We start from the raw sequence: 18,883 nt of genomic DNA, 5'->3' as shown, positions 1-18,883 counted from the left end.
TCCGATGGGTTGGATTGTGTGCCGTGGTCTGGGCGGCTTGCGGAGCACCGGTGCAGGAGCAATCCGTGCTCATGCGCGTCGAGGAGGAGCCAGCCGGCGCGTCCTGCGGCTTCGGAGGAAAGGCCATCCACCGGGGGGTCGATCGGAATGGCGACGGCCAGTTGCTCGATGCGGAGGTCGAGTCCACCGAGTACGTCTGCCGGGACACGCCGGCGCCCGCTCCCTCGGTGCTGGTGCGGCGGGAGAACGTGGCGCCGGGCACGCCCTGCAAGGCCGGAGGCGTCCGGGTGGAGGCCGGGGCCGATACGAATGGGAACGGCGAGCTTGAGGCAGGCGAGGTGCGGTCCACCGAGTACGTCTGCCAGAACGAGCCCGAGCCCGCTCCATCCGTCCTGGTGACGCAGACGCCCGATGCCCCGGGGCCCGCCTGCGCGGCCGGGGGATTCTTCGTGCGCGCCGGAGCGGACACCAACCGCAACGGGACGTTGGACGACGCGGAGGTGCAGCGCTCCTTCCATAGCTGTCAGTCCGAGCCCGTGGCCGTGTTGCTGCGCACGAAGGCCGAGCCCGTTGGGACGAACTGCGCCGATGGAGGAGTGGCCGTGCAGGCCGGCCCGGATACGAACGAGGATGGTGCGCTGGGTGACGGCGAGGTGGAGACGACGTCGTACGTGTGCGGCGAGGCGCCCGAGTCCGTGCTGGTCAAGACGGTGACGTTCTCCTCCAACGCGCAGTGCGAGGAGGGCGGCACCCACGTGCTCGCGGGTGCGGATGTGAATCGCGACGGCGTCCTGGACGACGCCGAGGTGACGACCCGGAAGACGGTGTGCGCGGAGAAGCAGCCCGGCTGGACGTACTACGGTGACTACAAGATCCTCACGGCGGCGGACGTGGTGGCACTGCAGGGCGCGAGCCGCATCCGGGGCAGCCTGCAGATCGTGGGCGCCGAGGTGGAGCAGATCGATCTGCCGGACCTGTGGTTCGTCGACGGGGCCGTGTCGATCCACGACAACCCGAAGCTGACGCAGTTCTGGGCGAGGATCCAGAGCATCAGGAACATCTTCCTCGTGCATCAGAACCCCGTGCTCACCTCGGTTTCCATCTTCGGCGGTGGAGTGCTCGGCGGCGACGTCATCCTCTCCCACAATCCGCTCCTCGGTCATGTCCGGTTGGGTCGCGATCCGACACGGATCTCCGGCAACGTCTCGGTGGAGGACAACGCGGCGCTGGGGTCGCTCTCTGGGTTGGAATACGTCTCCCGCATCGACGGGACTGTGTCCGTGACACGCAACGCCTCGCTCACGTCCGGGTGGGGCTCGCTCATCGACTCCTGGCCCAGGGGGCCGCGTTTCATCGGCGGCCGGCTGACGGTGTCGCAAAACCCCAAGCTCTCGGAGTTCGTCACCCACCTGGAGGGGGCGGGGGATGGCATCTACGTGATGGACAATCCGAGCCTCTATCGGTTCGAGGTGGAGCGGGTGGAGTTCCTGCCGGGCAGCCTCGTCCTCCAGCGCAACCCGGTGCTGAGCTACCTGCTTGGTTTTGAGCTGCTGCGGGTCGTCGGGGGAGACCTGACCCTGGAGGGGCTCGCCGCGTTGGAGGCACTCCGCCTGGATGCCCTCTTACAGGTGGGCGGGAGCTTCTCCTTCGTCGACAACGACAAGGTGTGGAGTTTCTTCTTCCTCGACAACCTGCTTTCTATTGGCGGAGATCTGCGCCTGACCGACAACGCAGTCCTGGTGGACGCGGGCTTCCTCCGTCTGCGCGCCGTGGGGGGCGGCGTCTATGTCGCGCGCAACGCCGCGATGATCTTGCTGTTGGGTCAGGAGGGACTGACAGAGCTTCATGCACTCGACATCCGCGACAACCCCCAACTGCGCTCGCTCCGCAATCTGATGCGGTTGTCCAGGGTGGAGTATCTGGAGGTCTCCCGCAACCCGATGCTCAGCTCGTTGGAGCTGCCCGCGCTCAAGTACGTGTCCTCATTGACCATCACGGACAACACCGGGTTGTCCACCTGTCTGGCCAAGGGACTGCTCGGGCAGCTCTCGCCCGTGCCTGGCTCCGTCACCATCAGCGGGAACGGCGTATCTCCCGAGTGCCCGTGACGAGGGGGAGGACCTGCTGCGGCGGGCTCAACACTCGGCCCGCTGCGTTGGCTCCTGCTCCGTGAGCTACGGCGCGGTGGCGAGCGCGGCGTGGGCCGCGGCCAGGCGCGCGATGGGCACCCGGTACGGCGAGCAGGACACGTAGTCGAGCCCGATGCGGTGGCAGAAGGCGATCGTCTTCGGGTCACCGCCGTGCTCGCCGCAGATGCCGATATCCAGCGTCGGCCGTGTCTTGCGGCCGAGCCTCACCGCCATCTCCATGAGCGCTCCCACCCCCCGCTGGTCGATGGTGGCGAAGGGGTTCTCCGGGAGGATGCGCTTGCTCAGGTACTCGCTGAGGAAGCCCGTCTCGGCGTCATCGCGCGAGATGCCATAGGTCGTCTGCGTGAGGTCGTTCGTCCCGAAGGAGAAGAACTCCGCGTCCTGGGCGATCTGATCCGCGGTGAGGGCCGCTCGGGGGATCTCGATCATCGTCCCGAACTGGTAGGCCACCTTCAGGCCCCGCTCCTTCATCACCGCCCGAGCCTCGGCCTCGAGCGTCTCCTTCTCCACGCGCAGCTCGTTGCTGTGCGCGATGAGCGGAATCATCACCTTGGGGAAGACACGCACGCCCTCGCGGGCACACTGGCAGGCCGCCTCGAAGAGGGCCCGCACCTGCATGCGCACGAGCGCCGGCAGGTGGATGCCGAGCCGCACTCCGCGCAGGCCCAGCATGGGGTTGGCCTCGCGCATCGAATGCACCGCCTCCAGCATGCGCCGCTTGCTCGCGAGCGTCGCCTCCATCCCAACCGCCTCGGGCTTGCCCTTCAGCAGCTCCAGCCGGGTCTCCAGCTCAGTGACGTCGTGCAGCAGTTCGTCGTGGCTGGGGAGGAACTCGTGCAAGGGCGGGTCAATGAGGCGGATGGTGACGGGCTGGCCGTTCATTGCCCGAAACAGCCCGAGGAAGTCCTCCCGCTGGAAGGGCAGCAGCCGCGCGAGCGCCTCGTCCCGCTCTTCATCGGTGCGCGCGAGGATCATCCGTTGCACGTGCGGCAGGCGGTCCGTTTCGAAGAACATGTGCTCGGTGCGGCACAGCCCGACGCCCTCCGCGCCGAGCTCCCGGGCCTGCTGCGCGTCCCGCGGGTAGTCCGCGTTCGCGTACACGCCCAGCTTGCGGAAGCTATCGGCCCACTCCAGCAGCTTCAGGATGTGCGGATCCTTCAGGTCCGGAATGACGGTCTCGAGCGGGCCCGCGAAGACCTCGCCGGTGGTACCATCGATGGAGACCGTATCGCCCTCGTGCAGCACGCGCCCGGCGACGGTGAGCTGCCGCTTCTCGCAGTCCACCTCCATCGCCGACACGCCCACCACCGCCGGCTTGCCGAACTGCCGCGCCACCAGCGCCGCGTGGCTGGTGCGCCCGCCGCGGCTGGTGAGGATGCCCCGGGCCGCCAGCATGCCGTGCACGTCGTCCGGCTTCGTCTCGGGCCGCACCATGATGACGGCCTTCTTGACCTCCTTGCTCCAGCGCTCGGCGGTGTCGGCATCGAAGGCCACCACACCGCTGGCCGCGCCCGGCGACACGTTCAGCCCCGTGGCGAGCAGGTCTCCCCGCTCCCGAGCCGCCTTCTTGTCGGCCGGAGCGAACTGCGGGTGCAGGAAGAAGTCGATCTGCTCCGGCTTCACCCGGAGGACAGCCTCTTTGCGGTTGATGAGCCTCTCTCCGGCCAGCTCCACCGCGATGCGCACCGCGGCCTGGGCTGTGCGCTTGGCATCGCGTGTCTGCAGCATCCAGAGCTTGCCCTGCTCGATGGTGAACTCGACGTCCTGCACGTCCCGGAAGTGCCGCTCCAGCTTCTGGCAGTACCGCTCGAGCTGGGCATAGAGCTTCGGGTGCAACTCCTTGAGCGCGGAGATGCGCAGGGTGGGGCGCGTTCCCGAGACCACGTCCTCGCCCTGGGCGTTGGACAGGTAGTCTCCTTCCATCTCCCGCTCGCCGGTGGACACGTTGCGCGTGGTCACCACGCCCGTGCCCGAGTCCTCGCCGCGGTTGCCGAACACCATGGTGACGATGTTCACCGCCGTGCCCAGGTCATGCGCGATGCCGGCGGCGTTGCGGTAGTCCACCGCGCGCTTGCCATTCCAGCTACGGAAGACGGCCTCGGTGGCCAACCGGAGCTGCTCCACGGGCTCCTGTGGGAAGTCCCGGCCGGTCTTCTCGCGGACGATGGCCTTGAAGGACTCGGTGATGGCCTTCAGGTCCTCGGCGGGCAGGGCCGCGTCGTTCTCCACGCCCTGTTGGCGCCGGTGCTGCTCGAGCACCTGCTCGAAGGGCTCGTCGGGCACGCCGAGCACGACGGTGCCGAACATCTGCACCAGCCGGCGGTAGGCGTCGTAGGCGAAGCGCGCATCGCCCGTCCGAGCCGCGAGGCGCTCGGCGACGGCGTCATTCATCCCGATGTTGAGGAGGGTGTCCATCATCCCGGGCATGGAGAACCTGGCGCCGGAGCGACAGGACACGAGCAGCGGGTTCTCCGGATCCCCGAGCGAGCGGCCGGCCCGCTTCTCCAGCTTGCGCAGAGCGGTGAGCTCCTGCTCCCAGAGTCCCTCGGGGAAGCGGCTGCCCGCGGCGAGGAAGGCATTGCACGCCTGGGTGGTGACGATGAATCCGGGAGGTACCGGCAGTCCGATGCGGGTCATCTCGGCGAGGTTGGCCCCCTTGCCGCCGAGCAGGTCCTTCATGTCTCCCCGGCCCTCGTCGAAGAGGTACACCCACTTCTCCCGGGAGGCCGGGCGGGCACGCGAGCCCTTGGGCGCGCGGGAGAGCCGAGCACTGCTCGAGCGAGCGAGGGAACGGGGTGGAGGGAGCGGAGTCTTCCGGGCACGAGTAGGCATGGTGCTGCTCCGTCAAAGGGCGTGAAAGCCACGCAGGGAGCCACAGAGCATTCGCTGCGCCAGAGGGTTTCCGAGGGAGCGGCACCTCCCGGCGCGCAATTCTTGCGGCCCCATCCCTGGAAGTTGGGGGTGGGGCGATCGGTCGCGCAAGACGAGAGGACGCTTGCTGGCGCGACGCCCCAGCGGGTTGGCAGGCCTCGTGGGGAGGACCGCTGCCGGGTGCAAGCAGGAACGTCCTTTCTTGTTTTTTGAGCAAACAGCTCTTGCGTTTCAATCAAGAGGTGAGTGCTGATTGGAGTATAAATAAATCACTACTTGCAATGTCATATCGAAATCAGGATAACCACCTAGTCAGGTGAAGAATGTATTCCTGAAAAGGGAGGCTCCATGAGTTCGAGCTGGAAACGCTTGGGAGTTGTCGAGCGATGTAGGCAAGTCTGGCAGCACAGCTTCGGTCTGCGCCGCACATGTGCGACCCTGCTCTCCGTGGTGTCCCTGGTGATCCCCTTTGAAGAGAGCCTCGCCGGGACGAATGATTTTACTGTGCAGTATCAGAACATAAACAGCGACGGCCCGAATGACGACATCCTCGAGGCCGAGATCAAGATTCGCAATAACACCTCGGCCTCGATTCCCCTGAGCAGCATTGTCGTGCGCTACTGGTTCACAAAGGGCAATGCTCCGGACGCGACGGTCGCATGCTGGTATTGGAATGGGTCTGCGGCTTGCCCCAACCTGACGGTGTCGTCGGGAATTGTGTCCTACACGGGGGCTGACCGGTACGCTGAGATTCGGTTCACCAGTGGTGCGGGAAGCTTGGCGCCTGGTGCGTGGATCAGTCCTATCGATCTCGGGGTGATGTTTGGCGCCAATACCAACGAGACCGACGACTACTCATACGGCAGCCACAGCACCTTCATCGATTGGAGCCGGATCACCGTGCACGATGTCGGTTCCACGCCCACGGGTGGGCTGCGGGGCGGAACTCCTCCCTCGGCGGGAGGCAGTGACGGAGGAGTGGGTGACGGCGGTGTCGGTGATGGTGGTGTCGGTGACGGAGGAGTGGGTGACGGCGGTGTCGGCGATGGTGGTGTCGGTGACGGAGGAGTGGGGGACGGTGGTGTCGGTGACGGCGGAACGATCACGACCGAGTTCTTCGACGACTTCAGCTACACGGGTACCAGCGACTCCAGCTTCAGGAGTTGGTGGTACGTGCGCAATGACTCCAACTGGTCGGGCCCTGGGCCTCAGCCGGACTATGGCGCTCCGTGGAGCTCGGCCAACGTGTCCTTCGTCGCCGACTCTTCGGCGGCCAGCAACAAGCTGATGCGACTCCAGGCGAGCACGGGCGGCACGACTGGGAGCACGCTGCAGGCCGAGGTTTCCTCCACTGCGAGGAAGTTCAAGTTCGGCACCTATGCTGCCCGGGTGAAGTTCAACAACACCCCGCTGTCGGGCACCCGCTACTTCGCTGACAAGCCCGTCGAGACCTTCTTCACCATCACCGAGTACGTCCAGAATGATCTGAACTACTCGGAGCAGGACTTCGAGTACATGCCCAATGGCGGCTGGGGACAGGGCAACCTCAGCACCCTCTGGATGACCTCGTGGGAGGACACGAGAGCCGACATCCAGCAGTCAGACAAGGTTTCGAACCGTGTCAATGGAGACTATGCGTCGCAGTGGCAGACACTCGTCCTCCAGGTCTCCGAATCGTCCATTCGCTATTACGCCAATGGCGTGCTGCTGGCGACGCACAGCGACCTCAAGTACCTCCCCGAGACAGACCAGTTCATTTACTTCAATATCTGGTTTGATCAGCTGGACAGGACCAAGACCACCTCGCGGACGTATCACCAGGATGTGGACTGGGTGTACTTCGCCGAGAACGCCCTCCTGTCGTCCTCGGAGGTTACCGCGAGGGTTGCCGGCTTCCGTGCCTCTTCGACGACCCGCAAGGACACGGTGAAGTAAAAGGCTAGGGCCTGCTGTGGGAGCAGGCCGCGCCGTTCTGGCACTCGGGGCCGTGGACGTGCGCCTTGGGGAGCAGGAGGAGGGGCGCGCGGGCACCGTGCTCGTGCGTACAGCCAGGACCGTGGACGTGCGCCTGGGGAAGAAGAAGAAGGGGCGCACGGGCTTCGGAGCTGGGGTGAGCGTGGTCGTGGCCACATGCCGGCCCGTGGACATGCAGCTCCGACAGCTTGTTGCCGGTGGGCACCGTGCTTTCGCCAGAATCCCCACCGGGCAGCAGCTGCGTGAGGAATGCACGCGGGCCCTGCCGCAGTAGCGAGGCGAGGAAGAGCGCGCCCAGCAGCACCAGCCCCACCCACTCCACCAGCCCTTCGTGATCCGCGTGCTGCGGTTGATGGGCCAGGCCCGTCTGCGCCGGGAGCAGCATGTTGAGTGCCAGCCCCAGCCCAATGGAGCTGAGCGCCACCACCGCACCGAAGGCCAGCGTCACCTTGCGCCCGTGCAGCCGGGACATCACCGCGAAGGTGGTGACGTTGGTGGCGGGCCCCGTGATGAGGAAGGCCAGCGCGGCGCCTGGCGACAGGCCCTTATGGAGCAGCACCGCCACCAGCGGCGTGGCTCCCGAGGCGCACACGAAGCTGGGCACACCCAGCAGCGCGAAGAGGGGCACGTCCAAGCCCGGCGGCAGGCTCGAGAGCCACTCGGCCGCCAGCAGCGGCTCCACCAGGGCCGCCATCCCCAGCCCTACGAGAATCCAAGGCGCTGTGTGATCCACCGACTCGACGAGCCCCTCGCGCAGCCCGTGGGCCAGCCGCTGACGCAGGGGCAGGGTGGAGGAGCCCGCGGACGGGGAGGCCATGGCCGCGACCTGTGAGGCCGGAATCAGGCGGCTCACGAGGACGCCGGAGAGTACAGCCACGGCGAAGGCCCCACCCAGGCGCGCCAGCGTGAGAGGCCAGCCAATCAGCGGCACGGAGACAAGGAAGGCGCTTACGCCCAGCTCCGGCGCGGCCACCAAGAAGGACAGCGCGGCGGCGATGGGAACGCCCTTGCGGATGAGACCGCGATACACGGGCAGCACCCCACACGAGCACAGCGCCAGCGGCATGCCCACCATGCTGCCGCGCAAGGCCTGTGACAAAGCAGAGCCGCGACTGAGCCAGCTCAGCGAGGCCTCGCCAAGCAGGGCCTGGAAGAGGCCGGTGAGGACATAGGCGGCCAGCAGGGCGGGTGCTGTCTCCAGCGACAGGTGAAGGAAGGTGGTGCCCGCGCCGAGCTCGCCGGGCTGCGCGCCCAGCACCGGGTGCGCGTGGGAGACGAGCACCAGCAGCGCGATGGCCGCGATAGCCCCCAGCCCCGCGGCAAGGCGCTGCGCTGGCTCCTCTGCACTGCCTGCGCGTCCCCGGAAGAGGGCGGGGAGGAAGGCGCCAGCGGTGAAGGCTTGGATGAGGGCAGCTCCCTTAAGGAGGCCGGGTTCGAACGCCGACCCGCCCCAGCCCATGCCCATGCCCCCGACGAGCGCCACGGTCACCAGCAGCGCACTGGCGCCCAGGGTCCCCACCACCGGCCGGACGAGCCACCACAGGCCCAGGCCCAGCGGCAGCCGGTGCAGCACCACGGCGAGCAGGGCGAGCACTCCACTTCCGGTGCCGTGCATCGACAGGGCTCGCCCTTCGAGCGCCGCGTGCACCGCCAACCCCACCACTGCCAGCACCAGTCCGGCTGCTGAGGGCAGCCGCCGCCCCAATGCGAGGGCCAGTCCGAGCCCTCCCACCGCCGCCCCCAACGCTCCCATCCCCGCCAACGACAGACTGTGTGGAAGGATGTGCACCAGCACCATGCCGCCCAGCGCGACGAAGACGAGGCCCTCCAGTGCCGCGGTGGCCGGGCGCCTTCCCCTCACACACCACTCGACAAAGGGGGCCATCACCCACGCCGCCAGACTCAGGGGGAGCGTCATCGGGGTCATCCTCGCATTCTAGGACAAAACCGAGAGGTTTGCCCTGGGGTTGTATCTGCAACTCAATTGCGTTCCAAGTCTTTGAATTCTCGTGCTTTCTGGAGCGGGTATCGGCCTGGCGCTCAAGCGATAGGTTGTCGGGTGAAGAACACCGCCCTATCTCGACCAGAGTGGGATGAAAGGAGAGGGACATGGCCGAAGGGTCAAGGGCCAAGGCAAGGGTGATGAGGGCTCGGGTAAAGGGGGATGAGGGTGTGGAGGTGGAGTCAGGGGGGAGAGAAGCTGTCCCCCGCCGGGGCGTCAGTGGGCTCACGGGCTTTGGCCTGGGCTTCGCGCTGGCGGCGGTCATGGGGGCCGCGGGAGGGCCCATGGCGAAGGCCTTCCGGCCTGTGTTGCGGACGGCCGTGAAGGGAGGCATCCGGACGGGCCGTTGGCTGTCTCAGGTGGCCGAGCAGACGCGAGAGCACTTCGAGGATGTGGTCGCGGAGGCGCGCCACGAGATGGGCGAGGAGGGAGAGCCGCACGGCCACCACCACCACGGGCACGATCACGGGCACGTCCATCCCGTCCCGACTCCTCCCAAGAAGGAGAGCTGAGATGGCGGTGGCCGGAGCGCGACGCGTGGAGGTGCTGTCGGACATTCCGGGACGCACGCGCTACCGGGTGGCGCGGGTGAAGGGGCGGAGCCGGCTCGCGCGGGCGCTCGAGCTGGAAGTGGCTCGCCTGCCTGGGGTGGAGCGGGCGCAAGTCAACCCGCTCACCGGCGGTGTCCTGTTGCTCTGGCGCGGCGAGGCTCCGCCCACCGAGGCGTTGGCTCAGGCGGTGGAGGCGCTCGCGTCACGCCCGGAGCCGCCCCCGGAGGCGTCGCAGTCGCGGGGCACACCCCACGTGCATGAGTTGTCGGGCAAGCACACCGACACCGAAGGCGTTCCGGGCCACCATCACCACCATGACAACCCCTACGAGCTCACCCCGGAGGAGAGTGATGCGGTCGAGCGGGGACACATCCTCCGGTTGATGATCGGCGGGGCGGTGCTGACGCTGGTCTTGGCCAAGAAGCTGCTGGTGGGCCGGCGCGACGCACCTGTTTCGGGACCTCTGAAGACGGTGGCGGGCCTGGTGACGCTCGTGACGGGCTACCCCTTCTTCAAGGGGGGCGTGCGCAGCCTGGGGCAGCCGAGCCATATCGACACGGACACCCTGGTGACGGTGGCCACCATCGCCAGCCTCGTGCTGCGCGAAAACGTGCCGGCGCTGGTCGTCATCTGGTTGCTCAACCTGGGCGAGTACCTCCGCTTCCTCACGTTGCGGCGCTCGCGCCAGGCGATCGAAGAGCTGCTGTCGCTGGGCGAGGACACGGTCTTCGTGGTGGTGGATGGCACCGAGGTGAAGCGTCCGCTGAGCGAGGTGCAGGTAGGGCAGACGGTGGCCTTCTACGAGGGCCAGAAGGTGGCTGTGGACGGCACCGTGCTGAGCGGCAACGGCACCGTCAACCAGGCGCCCATCACGGGTGAGAGCCTCCCGGTGATGAAGTCTTCGGGAGACGAGATCTACGCCGGCACGCTGTTGGTGGCGGGCAGCCTTCAGGTGAAGGCGACGCGCCTGGGCAACCAGACGGCCATGGGGCGGCTCATCCAGCGGGTGGAGGAGGCGCGCGAGCACCAGGCCCCCATCGAGCTCGTGGGTGAACGCTTCAGCAGCCGCTTTGTGCCGTGGTCCTTCGCCATGTCTGGCCTGGTGCTGCTGCTCACCGGGGACTACCGCCGGGCCCTGACCATGCTGGTGGTGGCCTGCCCGTGCGCTGCCGGTCTCGCCACGCCTACCGCCGTCACCGCCACCATTGGCAACGCGGCCCGGCGCGGCATCCTCATCAAGGGTGGTGCCTACCTCGAGGAGGCGGGCTCGCTGGACACCATCGTCTTCGACAAGACGGGGACGCTCACCGTGGGGACGCCACGGGTGACGCGCGTTGTCTCGTTGGACCCGGAGTACCCGCCGCTGGACGTGGTCACTGTTGCAGCCAGTGGCGAGCTGCACAGCCAGCACCCGCTGGCGCTGGCGGTGCTTCAGTACACCAGCGAGCGGGAGATGAAGGTGCCAGAGCACACCAACTGCGAGGTGGTGGTGGGCCGGGGCATGCGGGCGGACCTGGCGGGAAACCGGATTCTGGTGGGCAGCCGCCGGCTGCTGCGCGAGCACGAGGTTCCTGTGACGGAGGCGCTCGACCGCGAGGTGGAGGAATTCCAGCGCAGCGGCGACACCGCCATCTGCGTCGCGGTGAACGACAGGGCTGTCGGCGTGGTGGGCGTGGCCGACACAGTTCGGCCCGAAGCCGCCGAGGCCATCAAGGGCCTGCGGGCCTCGGGTATCCGTCGCATCCTCATGCTGACGGGAGACGCTGCCACGAGTGCCGCCGTGGTGGCCCGCCACCTGGGCATCGACGAGGTGAAAGCGAACCTTCTGCCGGACGACAAGTATGCCCTCGTCCGCCAGTTGCGCGACGAGGGGGCCCGGGTGGCCATGGTGGGTGACGGCATCAACGATGCTCCCGCGCTCGCGCTGGCCAATGTGGGCATCGCGCTGGACACCGCCGGCAGCGACGTGGCCGTCGAGGCCGCGGACATTGCCCTGGCCTCCAATGATTTGCGCGGGGTGGTGGACGTGCTGTCGCTCGGACGCCGGACGCTCCGTGTCATCCAGCAGAACTACGCTGTGTCCGTGGTGGTCAACTCGGGCGGTGTGGCCATTGGCGCGCTGGGCCTGCTCAACCCGGTGATGGCGGCCATCATGCACAACCTGAGCACGCAGATCGTGGTGCTCAACTCGCTCCGGTTGATGCGCTACCAGCCGGCACTACCGGAAGGCCAGCCGTGAATGGGAGTTCCAAGGGTCCCGCCCACGCCCTCCGGTAGCCCTCCCCATTGCACTCCGCTCAAGGTCCGTGTTGATTGCGCCCCCAGCGGAGGCCCTCCCCGGCCTCCGAGACATCACAGGGAGGGGTGCAATGTCGAAGTTCGTTCGTGGTGCGGTGTTGTCGGGTGTGGTCTCGAGCCTTCTGCTGGCTTCGGGCATGGCCGCGGCGCAGGCATCCGTGAAGGTGGGCAAGAACGGCCAGGTCGAGGTGAAGGCGGGCAACGCCTCGGTGACGACTGACGGGGCCGAGGTGAATTCGCAGGTCGGCGCCGAGGTGCGAGCGGAGGGCAATGGCGAGGGCGCGACCGCTGGCGCGCAGCTCGAGATCGCGGGCTCCAGCAGCCAGGAGACGCATCGCTGCTCGCCGAAGACCGAGGTGAATATCAGCGGCAGTGACAACGAGATCACGCTGACGGGTGAGTGCAAGAGCGTGAGTGTGAATGGCTCCAGCAACAAGGTGAAGGTGGAGGCCGTCGCCGCCATCAACGTGACGGGCAGCGAGAACGAGATCACCTGGAAGCGGGCGGTGGGCGCCAAGAAGCCCAAGGTGAACCGCCTGGGCGTCGACAACAAGGTGACGCAGGCGCGCTGAGCTCGGTTGACGAAACAGGGCTCCGGGCTGCACGAAAGACGTGGGTCCGGAGCCCTCGGGATGCAGGGGTTGCTTCAGCGCCGCTCAATCATCGTGCGGGTCGCGAGGATCGTACTCCTTCGTCTCGACCTTGAAGCCAGGAGGGACCGCCTCCGCGATGTCGTCCCAGCGCACGAGTTTGAACTGCGTCGAGCCGTCATACTCGTAGCCATTCACCGGGTCGGTGTTCGCTGGGGGCGAGGCCTTGCCCGTCTGAAGGACGACGAGCCCCCGCGGGAAGTTGGCGCCCATGGGCACGTTCACCACGTCATGGCCGTCCGTCTCGCCCACGCCTTCCACGCGGAAGCTTCCGAGATGGCGGTTGCCGCGCTCGCGCGTCCATCCCCCCTCGCGGTCGTAGATGTGGAGCGTGTCATCGCCCTGGCTGGAGACGAGGAGATAGCCCTCCTTGTCCTCCGTGTAGTACAGCGCGAGCCCCTCGACATCCGCCTTCAGGTGCTTGCCACCCACGGAGGGGTTGCCCGGTACGGCAATGGTTCCCTCGGGCATCGGAGCCGGAGCCTCCAGCTCGCAGGTGTATTCGTCCTCATCCGGGACGGCCCAGTACGGGGCGCCGAAGGACTTCACCGGATCGATGAGACGGCTCGGCGGGACGTCCACCACACGCGGGAGCGACACGGTGAGCGGCACCTTCCACAGCCCCACCACTTCCTGCGCCGCGTAGAGAATGCCCTCCTGCTGGTCCACCACGAGCCCTTCGAGTTGCGGATCCTCCGCCGGCTCCTCACGGCAGGGCGACCACAACAGCTGTCCGTGGCCATCCGGCGAGGGAAGGGAGAAGCGCGGGTTGAAACGGAACTCGCGCACCTTCCGGTAGCCGACCTGATCCGTGCCCGCCTCGTACAACTCAAGCCAGGCCACGACACTGCGGCTGCGCTGCGTCACGAACGCGTGAAAGCGATCGGACGGGTCGCGGTACAGCCCGAGCCCGTAGGCCGTGCTCTGGTCATCCAGCGGATTCGGCTGCAAGCCCACCGCCTCACCCGTGGGCTGGAAGGGTGAAGGCTGCACGTAGCGCTCCGGAAAGACGCGCGCTGCCGTGCGCGCGGTGACATCGAACAGCGGTCCGCCCGCGCGTCCGGGCTCAATGGCATAGATGCGAAGCCGGTCACAACCGCGGTCCGTCACCACCGCGAGATCCACCTTCCGGACCCGACCATCCGTGCCGCGCAGCGGAAAGCCATACTGGATGTCCACGTTGTTGAAGCGTCCGAACGTCTCGCCGTCCTCGCTCTCCGGGCACGCGGAGGTCCCCGCTTCGGGCTGTGGCCCGGGAGCGATGGGATCCTGGGCCGAGAGCGCTGGACGGTTCGGCGGGAGAACGGTCTGCACCACCCGTCCGTTCAGATCATAGACCTGAAGGCCGGCCTCCTTGAGCACACCAATGACGAGGCCCCGCTCCGGACGACTCGGGTGGACCCAGATGGCCGGGTCATCCGAGTCCGGGGTGCGCGGCGCATCGTCGTACCGGTGCAAGACGGGGGTCTCGGCACGTGGAGGAATGACGGGCAGCTCGGCGTTCGACGCGAGCGGAACCAGCACGAGCGCCAGCGAGGCGCTTCCCAGGACACAACGCTTTCCGAACATGGACTCCTCTGCGGTGGATGCGCTGCCCATGCAGCGCGGGCGGCGCATGTTGGAGGAGCCTGCGTGGCGCTTGAGCAACAAAGCCGTCAACAACGGGGGCACCACGTCGAAAGGGGCGGCCCCTCGCGGAGCCGCCCCCTTGTTTTCACCTTTTCGGAAAGTGCTACTCGCTAGAGCTACTTCGTGAACGAGATGGGGCCGTTGGACTGCGTGCTGTTGTTGGCTCCGTCCACAGCGCGCACGCGCCAGGTGTGGCTTCCGGCCGCCAGCCCGGTCAGCGAGGTCTGATGCGTGGCCAGGCCATACACCTCGAACTCCCACAGCGAGTAGCCAAACTGCGTGGAGCGCTTCACGCCACGCATCCGTACGAACTGGCCCACCCCGCTCAGATTGGAGAGGTCATCGATGCCGCCGTTGCCAGCGGTCTCCGTGTAGAGCGGCTTCCAGGTGGTGCCATCGAGCGAGGTCTCCACCACGTACTGGGAGCCGTACGCGGCCTCCCAGTTGAGCACCACGCGCTTGATTGAATAGACGGCGCCGAGATCGACGGTGATGGACTCGGTATCCGGGCTGGCGGTGTCCGAACGGCTGGCCCAGCGCGTGGCGGGGTTTCCATCCACCGCGTCGTTGGCGCTGCCGAACTCGTTGGAGGTGGCGGTGACGTTGCGGCCGCGCGCCAGGTTGACGGTCGGGGCCGTGTAGGCACCGGCGGTGATCGCGGGAGTGCGGTCCGTGCCGTCCACGGTGAGGATGTACTGGGCGACGCCCGCGCCCACGTCGTTCGTGCGCTCCCAGATGAACTGCGTCGAGCTCCCGGGAACCGACGAGCCCGCCGCCGGAATGAGCGCGGAGAAGGCCGCGGGAGGCGTGGTGTCATTGAGGGTGAACGTGAACGTGGCCGAGGTGGTGGTCACGTTGGCCCAGTTGGTGGCCTTCACGTACCAGGTGTGCTGGCCGTTGGAGAGCTTCAATCCCTCGAGCGCGGCGGAGGTGGCCTTCGTCCTGCTCCCCAGCACGGCCTGACCGTCGATGAAGAGCTCGTAGTGCTGGATGCCCGTCTGCGGATCGCTGCTCGCCGTCCACGAGAACGGAGGCCGCGTGCCGGTGATGGTGGTTCCGTTCGCGGGCGTCTGCAGGGTGAACGTCGTGGGCGGCGTGGAGTCGGTCAGCCCGAAGCCCTGGATGCCGTCGCCGTAGCGGTAGAACGGGTTGCCATAGATGGGCTGCACGGGCAGACCCTTGGCGATCCGGTCGCGGATGGCGGCGCGCTCGGCCTCGGTGGCCCCGAGGTCGAACGGCAGATCCCAACGCTCCTTCTGGTCGGTCTCCACGTCCGTGCCGATCTGATCCAGCGAGCGCGGCAGATCCCACGGCAGCTTGCCCCGGGGCAGCACGTCGCCGAACAGCACGTCCGCCAGCGCCACGCCACCCAGGTCTCCGGGCCGGTAGACGACCACCAGCGCGTTGCTCTGCGGCGCCACGTTGGTGAGGATGTAGGGCCGGGGCAGGACGACCACCGTGGTCGTCGGGATGTTCTGCGACTTGAAGCGGGTGATGATGCCGTAGTGATCGCGGGGCTCGTCCGGCCTGGAGAAGGCGGTGTGCGGAGGACCCGCCGGGTCACCCGGGATGTAGGGCTTCTCCTTGTCCCATGCGGTGCCGTGCGTGAAGTAGCTCTCGCCCACCACCACGATGGCCGCGCTCGGGGTGACTCCCGCGGGGGCTGCGTCCTTGTACACCGTGATGCCCGCTGCCTCGGCGCGCTGCTTGATGGCCTGGTAGATGGTCAGAGCCCCGAACTCCGTGTTGTGGAAGTCCGAGCGCCACGTGACCATGCAGGACGGGTCGTCGGCGCGCGGGCCGGCGACGACGAGCGAGGAGCCCGCGCCCATGCGCAGCGGCAGGGCGCCGTCGTTCTTGAGCAGGGTCATCGACTCCTGGGCGGCCAGGCGGGCCGCGTTCTTGTTGTTGGCCGTGTGCCACTCGGCGGTTCCCGCGAGACCCTTGCGATAGGGGTCCTCGAACAGGCCGAGCCGGAACTTCAGCTCGAGGACGCGGCGGGCGGACTCGTTGATGCGGGCATCGGTGACGCGGCTCTCGAAGTCACCCATCTGTCCGGGGTCGGCGCCGCCCATCACGTCGGAACCGGCCATGAGCGAGCGGACCCAGGGATCGCCCGCGGGCAGCCAGTCCGTGCAGATGACGCCCGTGTAGCCCATGTTCTGGCGCAGGTAGTTGATGATGCCGGGGCTGTCGCCCGCGCCCCACTGACCCGGGGCCAGGAGCTTGCTGCCGGCGTAGCCGGGCATGATGCCGCTGGTGCCTGCCTCGAGCGCGGCGTGCCACGGACGCATGTGGTAGTGGATGGTGGTGCCGTCGTAGGTGATGCCGCCCTCGCCACCGGCGCCCTGGCTCGGCCAGTGCTTGGTGGTGACCCAGACGGAGTGAGGATTCACCTCGGGGCCACCCTGCAGACCGGCGATGAGGGCGCGCGTGAAGCCCGCCGCCACGTCCGCGTCCTCGCCACTGCCTTCCTGGATGCGCGGGTAGAGGATCTTCGTGCCCACCTCGGCCAGGGGGGACAGGGTGCCGCGGCTTCCCACGGCCAGCTGCTCGCGCCGCTGGATGTCTCCCATTTCATAGGCGAGCTGTGGGTCGCGCGTGGCGACCAGACCGGGCTGGGTGGGCCAGCTCGTCTTGAAGCCGTGAATGGAGTCACCCGCGTCGATGTAGGGGATGCCCAGCGGCGTGGCCGCGGAGGCCTTCTGGAAGGCGACGATGTCCTCCGGCGCCAGCGGACCCATGGTGAAGCCCGCCTCGGGGTACTCCTTGGCATTGAAGAACAACTGCATCGCCTTCTGGTGCCGCGTCATCCGGCTCATCAGATCGTTGACGCGCGTGGCGATCGGGTTGCGCCAATCCTCGTACGGCTCGATGGTGCCGTTCTTGTTCAGGTCGCGCATGCCGTTGATGACCGGCACCCCATCCGCGACGGTCTCGACCTCCGGAATGTAGACGCTGAAGGTGCGCAGGTCCGAGCGGCTGGTGGCCCCGCTCGCGAGCGTGGCGACGACGTACCACTTGTAGGTCCAGCGATCGACCAGGTCCTGGTTGAGGGTGAGCGAGGTGCCGGTGGTGGAGCCCACTTCGCTGAAGCGGTTGATCAGGTCACCGGGCGCCATCCAGTCGTAGTCATTCCGGGTGATGTTGACGAAGAGCTTGTAATTTGTGGCGCCGGTGACGGCGGCCCATTGGAACGTGGGGCGGCGGGTGTTGGTGATCATCGCGCCATTGGCGGGCGCGGTCACCGCGAACGAGCCGGTTGTCGCCGGAGGGGCCACCTTCACGTACGGGTCGGGGATGATGGGGCCGGAGGGATTGCCAGGGTCGGTGGTTCCGGTGCTGTAGATCTCCACCTGCCACACGGCGTCCTGCACCGCGAGCGCGGTGACGGACTGCGCGCGCTGGGTGGTGCCCGTGAAGTCCGTGACCACCAGGCGGATGTCGGTGTTGGGCTGGGTGGGGGAGAACTGGTTCTTGGACATCGTCACCGTGGTGTTCGGCGGGAAGGTCACGGAGTAGGTGACCACCTTCGCCGGGTTGCGCACGGAGGGGGTCGCGAGGCCTTCTTCTGGAACGGGTGACACGGCCAGCGGCGTGGGCGAGATGCTCACCTTCGCGTAGGCCAGGTCGGGGAAGACCAGCTTGACGGTCTGGTTGGTCGTCTGGATGGGAGGCTGCTGGGTGCCACCGGGCTTGTAGACCTCGAAGGACCAGAGCGAGTAGCCATAGGCCGTGATGCCGCGCGTCGTGCCGCGCATGCGCACGTAGCGGTACGTGCCCGACACGGGAATCTCCCGGCGGCCCGCCGCGCCATCGGTGATGGTGGCCAGGGTCGTCCAGGTGGCGTCGTCGTTGGAGCCATCAATGGTGTATGCCTTGCCATAGGCGTTTTCCCAGTCGAGCACCACCTTGCCCAGCTGCTGGGACGAGCCCAAATCGACACGGATCGACTGAGGATCCGACGCGCCGGAGGACCAGCGCGTGTTGGCGTTGCCGTCGAAGGCGAAGGAAGGCCCGAGGTTGACGTCGTTGTTCTCGATGCTCGTGGCCGTGGCGGGACGGCCCCGGGCGAGGTCCGTGTTCGCCGTCGGCCCACCCTCGCCATACACCTCGAACTCCCACAACGAATAGCCGTAGCCGGTGAGGGCCCGGAGCTGTCCGAGCATCCGGATGTAGCGGCCCGAGCCGGATACAGTCAGCTCGTCGATGCCCCCATCACCGTTGGTGACGGTGCTCAGGGTCGACCAGTTCGATCCGTCGTTGGAAACCTCGAGCTTGTAGCTCTTGCCGTAGGCGCTCTCCCAGTTGAGGACCACGCGGCTGATCGTCACGGCCGATCCGAGGTCGATGGAGATCCATTCGTTGTCGGAGAAGCCGCTGCCCCAGCGGGTTCCGGGATCGCCGTCGACCGCGGAGGGACCTGTGAACACGCTTTCCGACGAAGACACCGTGACGGGCTTGCCGAGGGCGAGGTTGGTGAGGGTTTGCGCTTGCGCGGCGACGGGCCAGGCAGCCGTCATGCCCACGAGCACCAGGCTCGCGCAGGCAGACGCCCACCGTGTCCAGGCGCCGCGTGCGCCCTGGAAGAGGGAGTGGATGGGATTCATGGAGGGGGTGGGGGAGGGGAGAAGCGGTTGAAGAATGTCAGACAGCCACAGCCAGGCAATGACAGCCGGAACAAGGACATCCAGACAGCAGGCAACAACCGACAACGACAACCCGGATGAACGAAGGACCCCGTCCGGCGGACAGTAC

Annotated in this window: 9 protein-coding genes; 5 read left to right on the top strand and 4 right to left on the bottom strand. The window is 67.3% G+C overall.

Translation table 11 applies throughout. From position 1 onward, the window contains the following. Positions 1-65: 65 nt before the first annotated feature. Positions 66-2,108 (top strand): hypothetical protein, encoded by a 2,043-nt coding sequence (locus tag F0U60_RS28490; protein ID WP_395804199.1) that lies wholly within the window; start codon positions 66-68, stop codon positions 2,106-2,108. Between the two features lie 66 nt (positions 2,109-2,174). Here F0U60_RS28490 and ppdK read toward each other — a convergent pair whose 3' ends face one another. Further along, positions 2,175-4,982: a pyruvate, phosphate dikinase gene (ppdK, locus tag F0U60_RS28485; RefSeq protein ID WP_395804197.1), complete on the bottom strand. Its 2,808-nt coding sequence runs from the start codon at positions 4,980-4,982 to the stop codon at positions 2,175-2,177. Positions 4,983-5,369: 387 nt separating this feature from the next. Here ppdK and F0U60_RS28480 point away from each other — a divergent pair, with 387 nt between their 5' ends. Further along, positions 5,370-6,956 carry a cellulose binding domain-containing protein gene (locus F0U60_RS28480; protein ID WP_395804195.1) on the top strand — a complete coding sequence of 529 codons (1,587 nt, stop codon included), beginning with the start codon at positions 5,370-5,372 and terminating at the stop codon, positions 6,954-6,956. Between the two features lie 4 nt (positions 6,957-6,960). Here the strand turns inward: F0U60_RS28480 and F0U60_RS28475 are convergent, their stop codons facing one another. Beyond that, positions 6,961-8,913, bottom strand: coding sequence for a permease (locus F0U60_RS28475; RefSeq protein ID WP_395804193.1), 1,953 nt, complete (start codon positions 8,911-8,913; stop codon positions 6,961-6,963). A 191-nt stretch (positions 8,914-9,104) separates the two neighbouring features. On the opposite strand from F0U60_RS28475, the gene F0U60_RS28470 reads away from it, so the two are divergent. The 3 genes from F0U60_RS28470 (at position 9,105) to F0U60_RS28460 (ending at position 12,418) form a co-directional block, all read left to right on the top strand. Further along, a complete protein-coding gene (locus F0U60_RS28470) occupies positions 9,105-9,509 on the top strand; it encodes a hypothetical protein (RefSeq protein ID WP_395804191.1) in 405 nt (134 codons plus the stop codon). Between the two features lies 1 nt (position 9,510). Beyond that, positions 9,511-11,787, top strand: coding sequence for a heavy metal translocating P-type ATPase (locus F0U60_RS28465; RefSeq protein WP_395804189.1), 2,277 nt, complete (start codon positions 9,511-9,513; stop codon positions 11,785-11,787). A gap of 130 nt (positions 11,788-11,917) precedes the next feature. Further along, positions 11,918-12,418 (top strand): DUF3060 domain-containing protein, encoded by a 501-nt coding sequence (locus F0U60_RS28460; protein WP_395804187.1) that lies wholly within the window; start codon positions 11,918-11,920, stop codon positions 12,416-12,418. Between the two features lie 84 nt (positions 12,419-12,502). Here F0U60_RS28460 and F0U60_RS28455 read toward each other — a convergent pair whose 3' ends face one another. Both F0U60_RS28455 and F0U60_RS28450 read right to left on the bottom strand, forming a co-directional pair. After that, positions 12,503-14,065: a phytase gene (locus tag F0U60_RS28455; RefSeq protein WP_395804185.1), complete on the bottom strand. Its 1,563-nt coding sequence runs from the start codon at positions 14,063-14,065 to the stop codon at positions 12,503-12,505. Positions 14,066-14,241: 176 nt separating this feature from the next. After that, positions 14,242-18,735 (bottom strand): discoidin domain-containing protein, encoded by a 4,494-nt coding sequence (locus F0U60_RS28450; protein WP_395804183.1) that lies wholly within the window; start codon positions 18,733-18,735, stop codon positions 14,242-14,244. Positions 18,736-18,883: the final 148 nt, after the last annotated feature.

The sequence above is a fragment of the Archangium minus genome, assembly GCF_044360475.1.
GTDB lineage: Bacteria > Myxococcota > Myxococcia > Myxococcales > Myxococcaceae > Archangium > Archangium minus.
The sequence above is the reverse complement of the archived record's forward strand: the minus strand, read 5'-3'. Positions and strand labels throughout refer to the sequence as shown.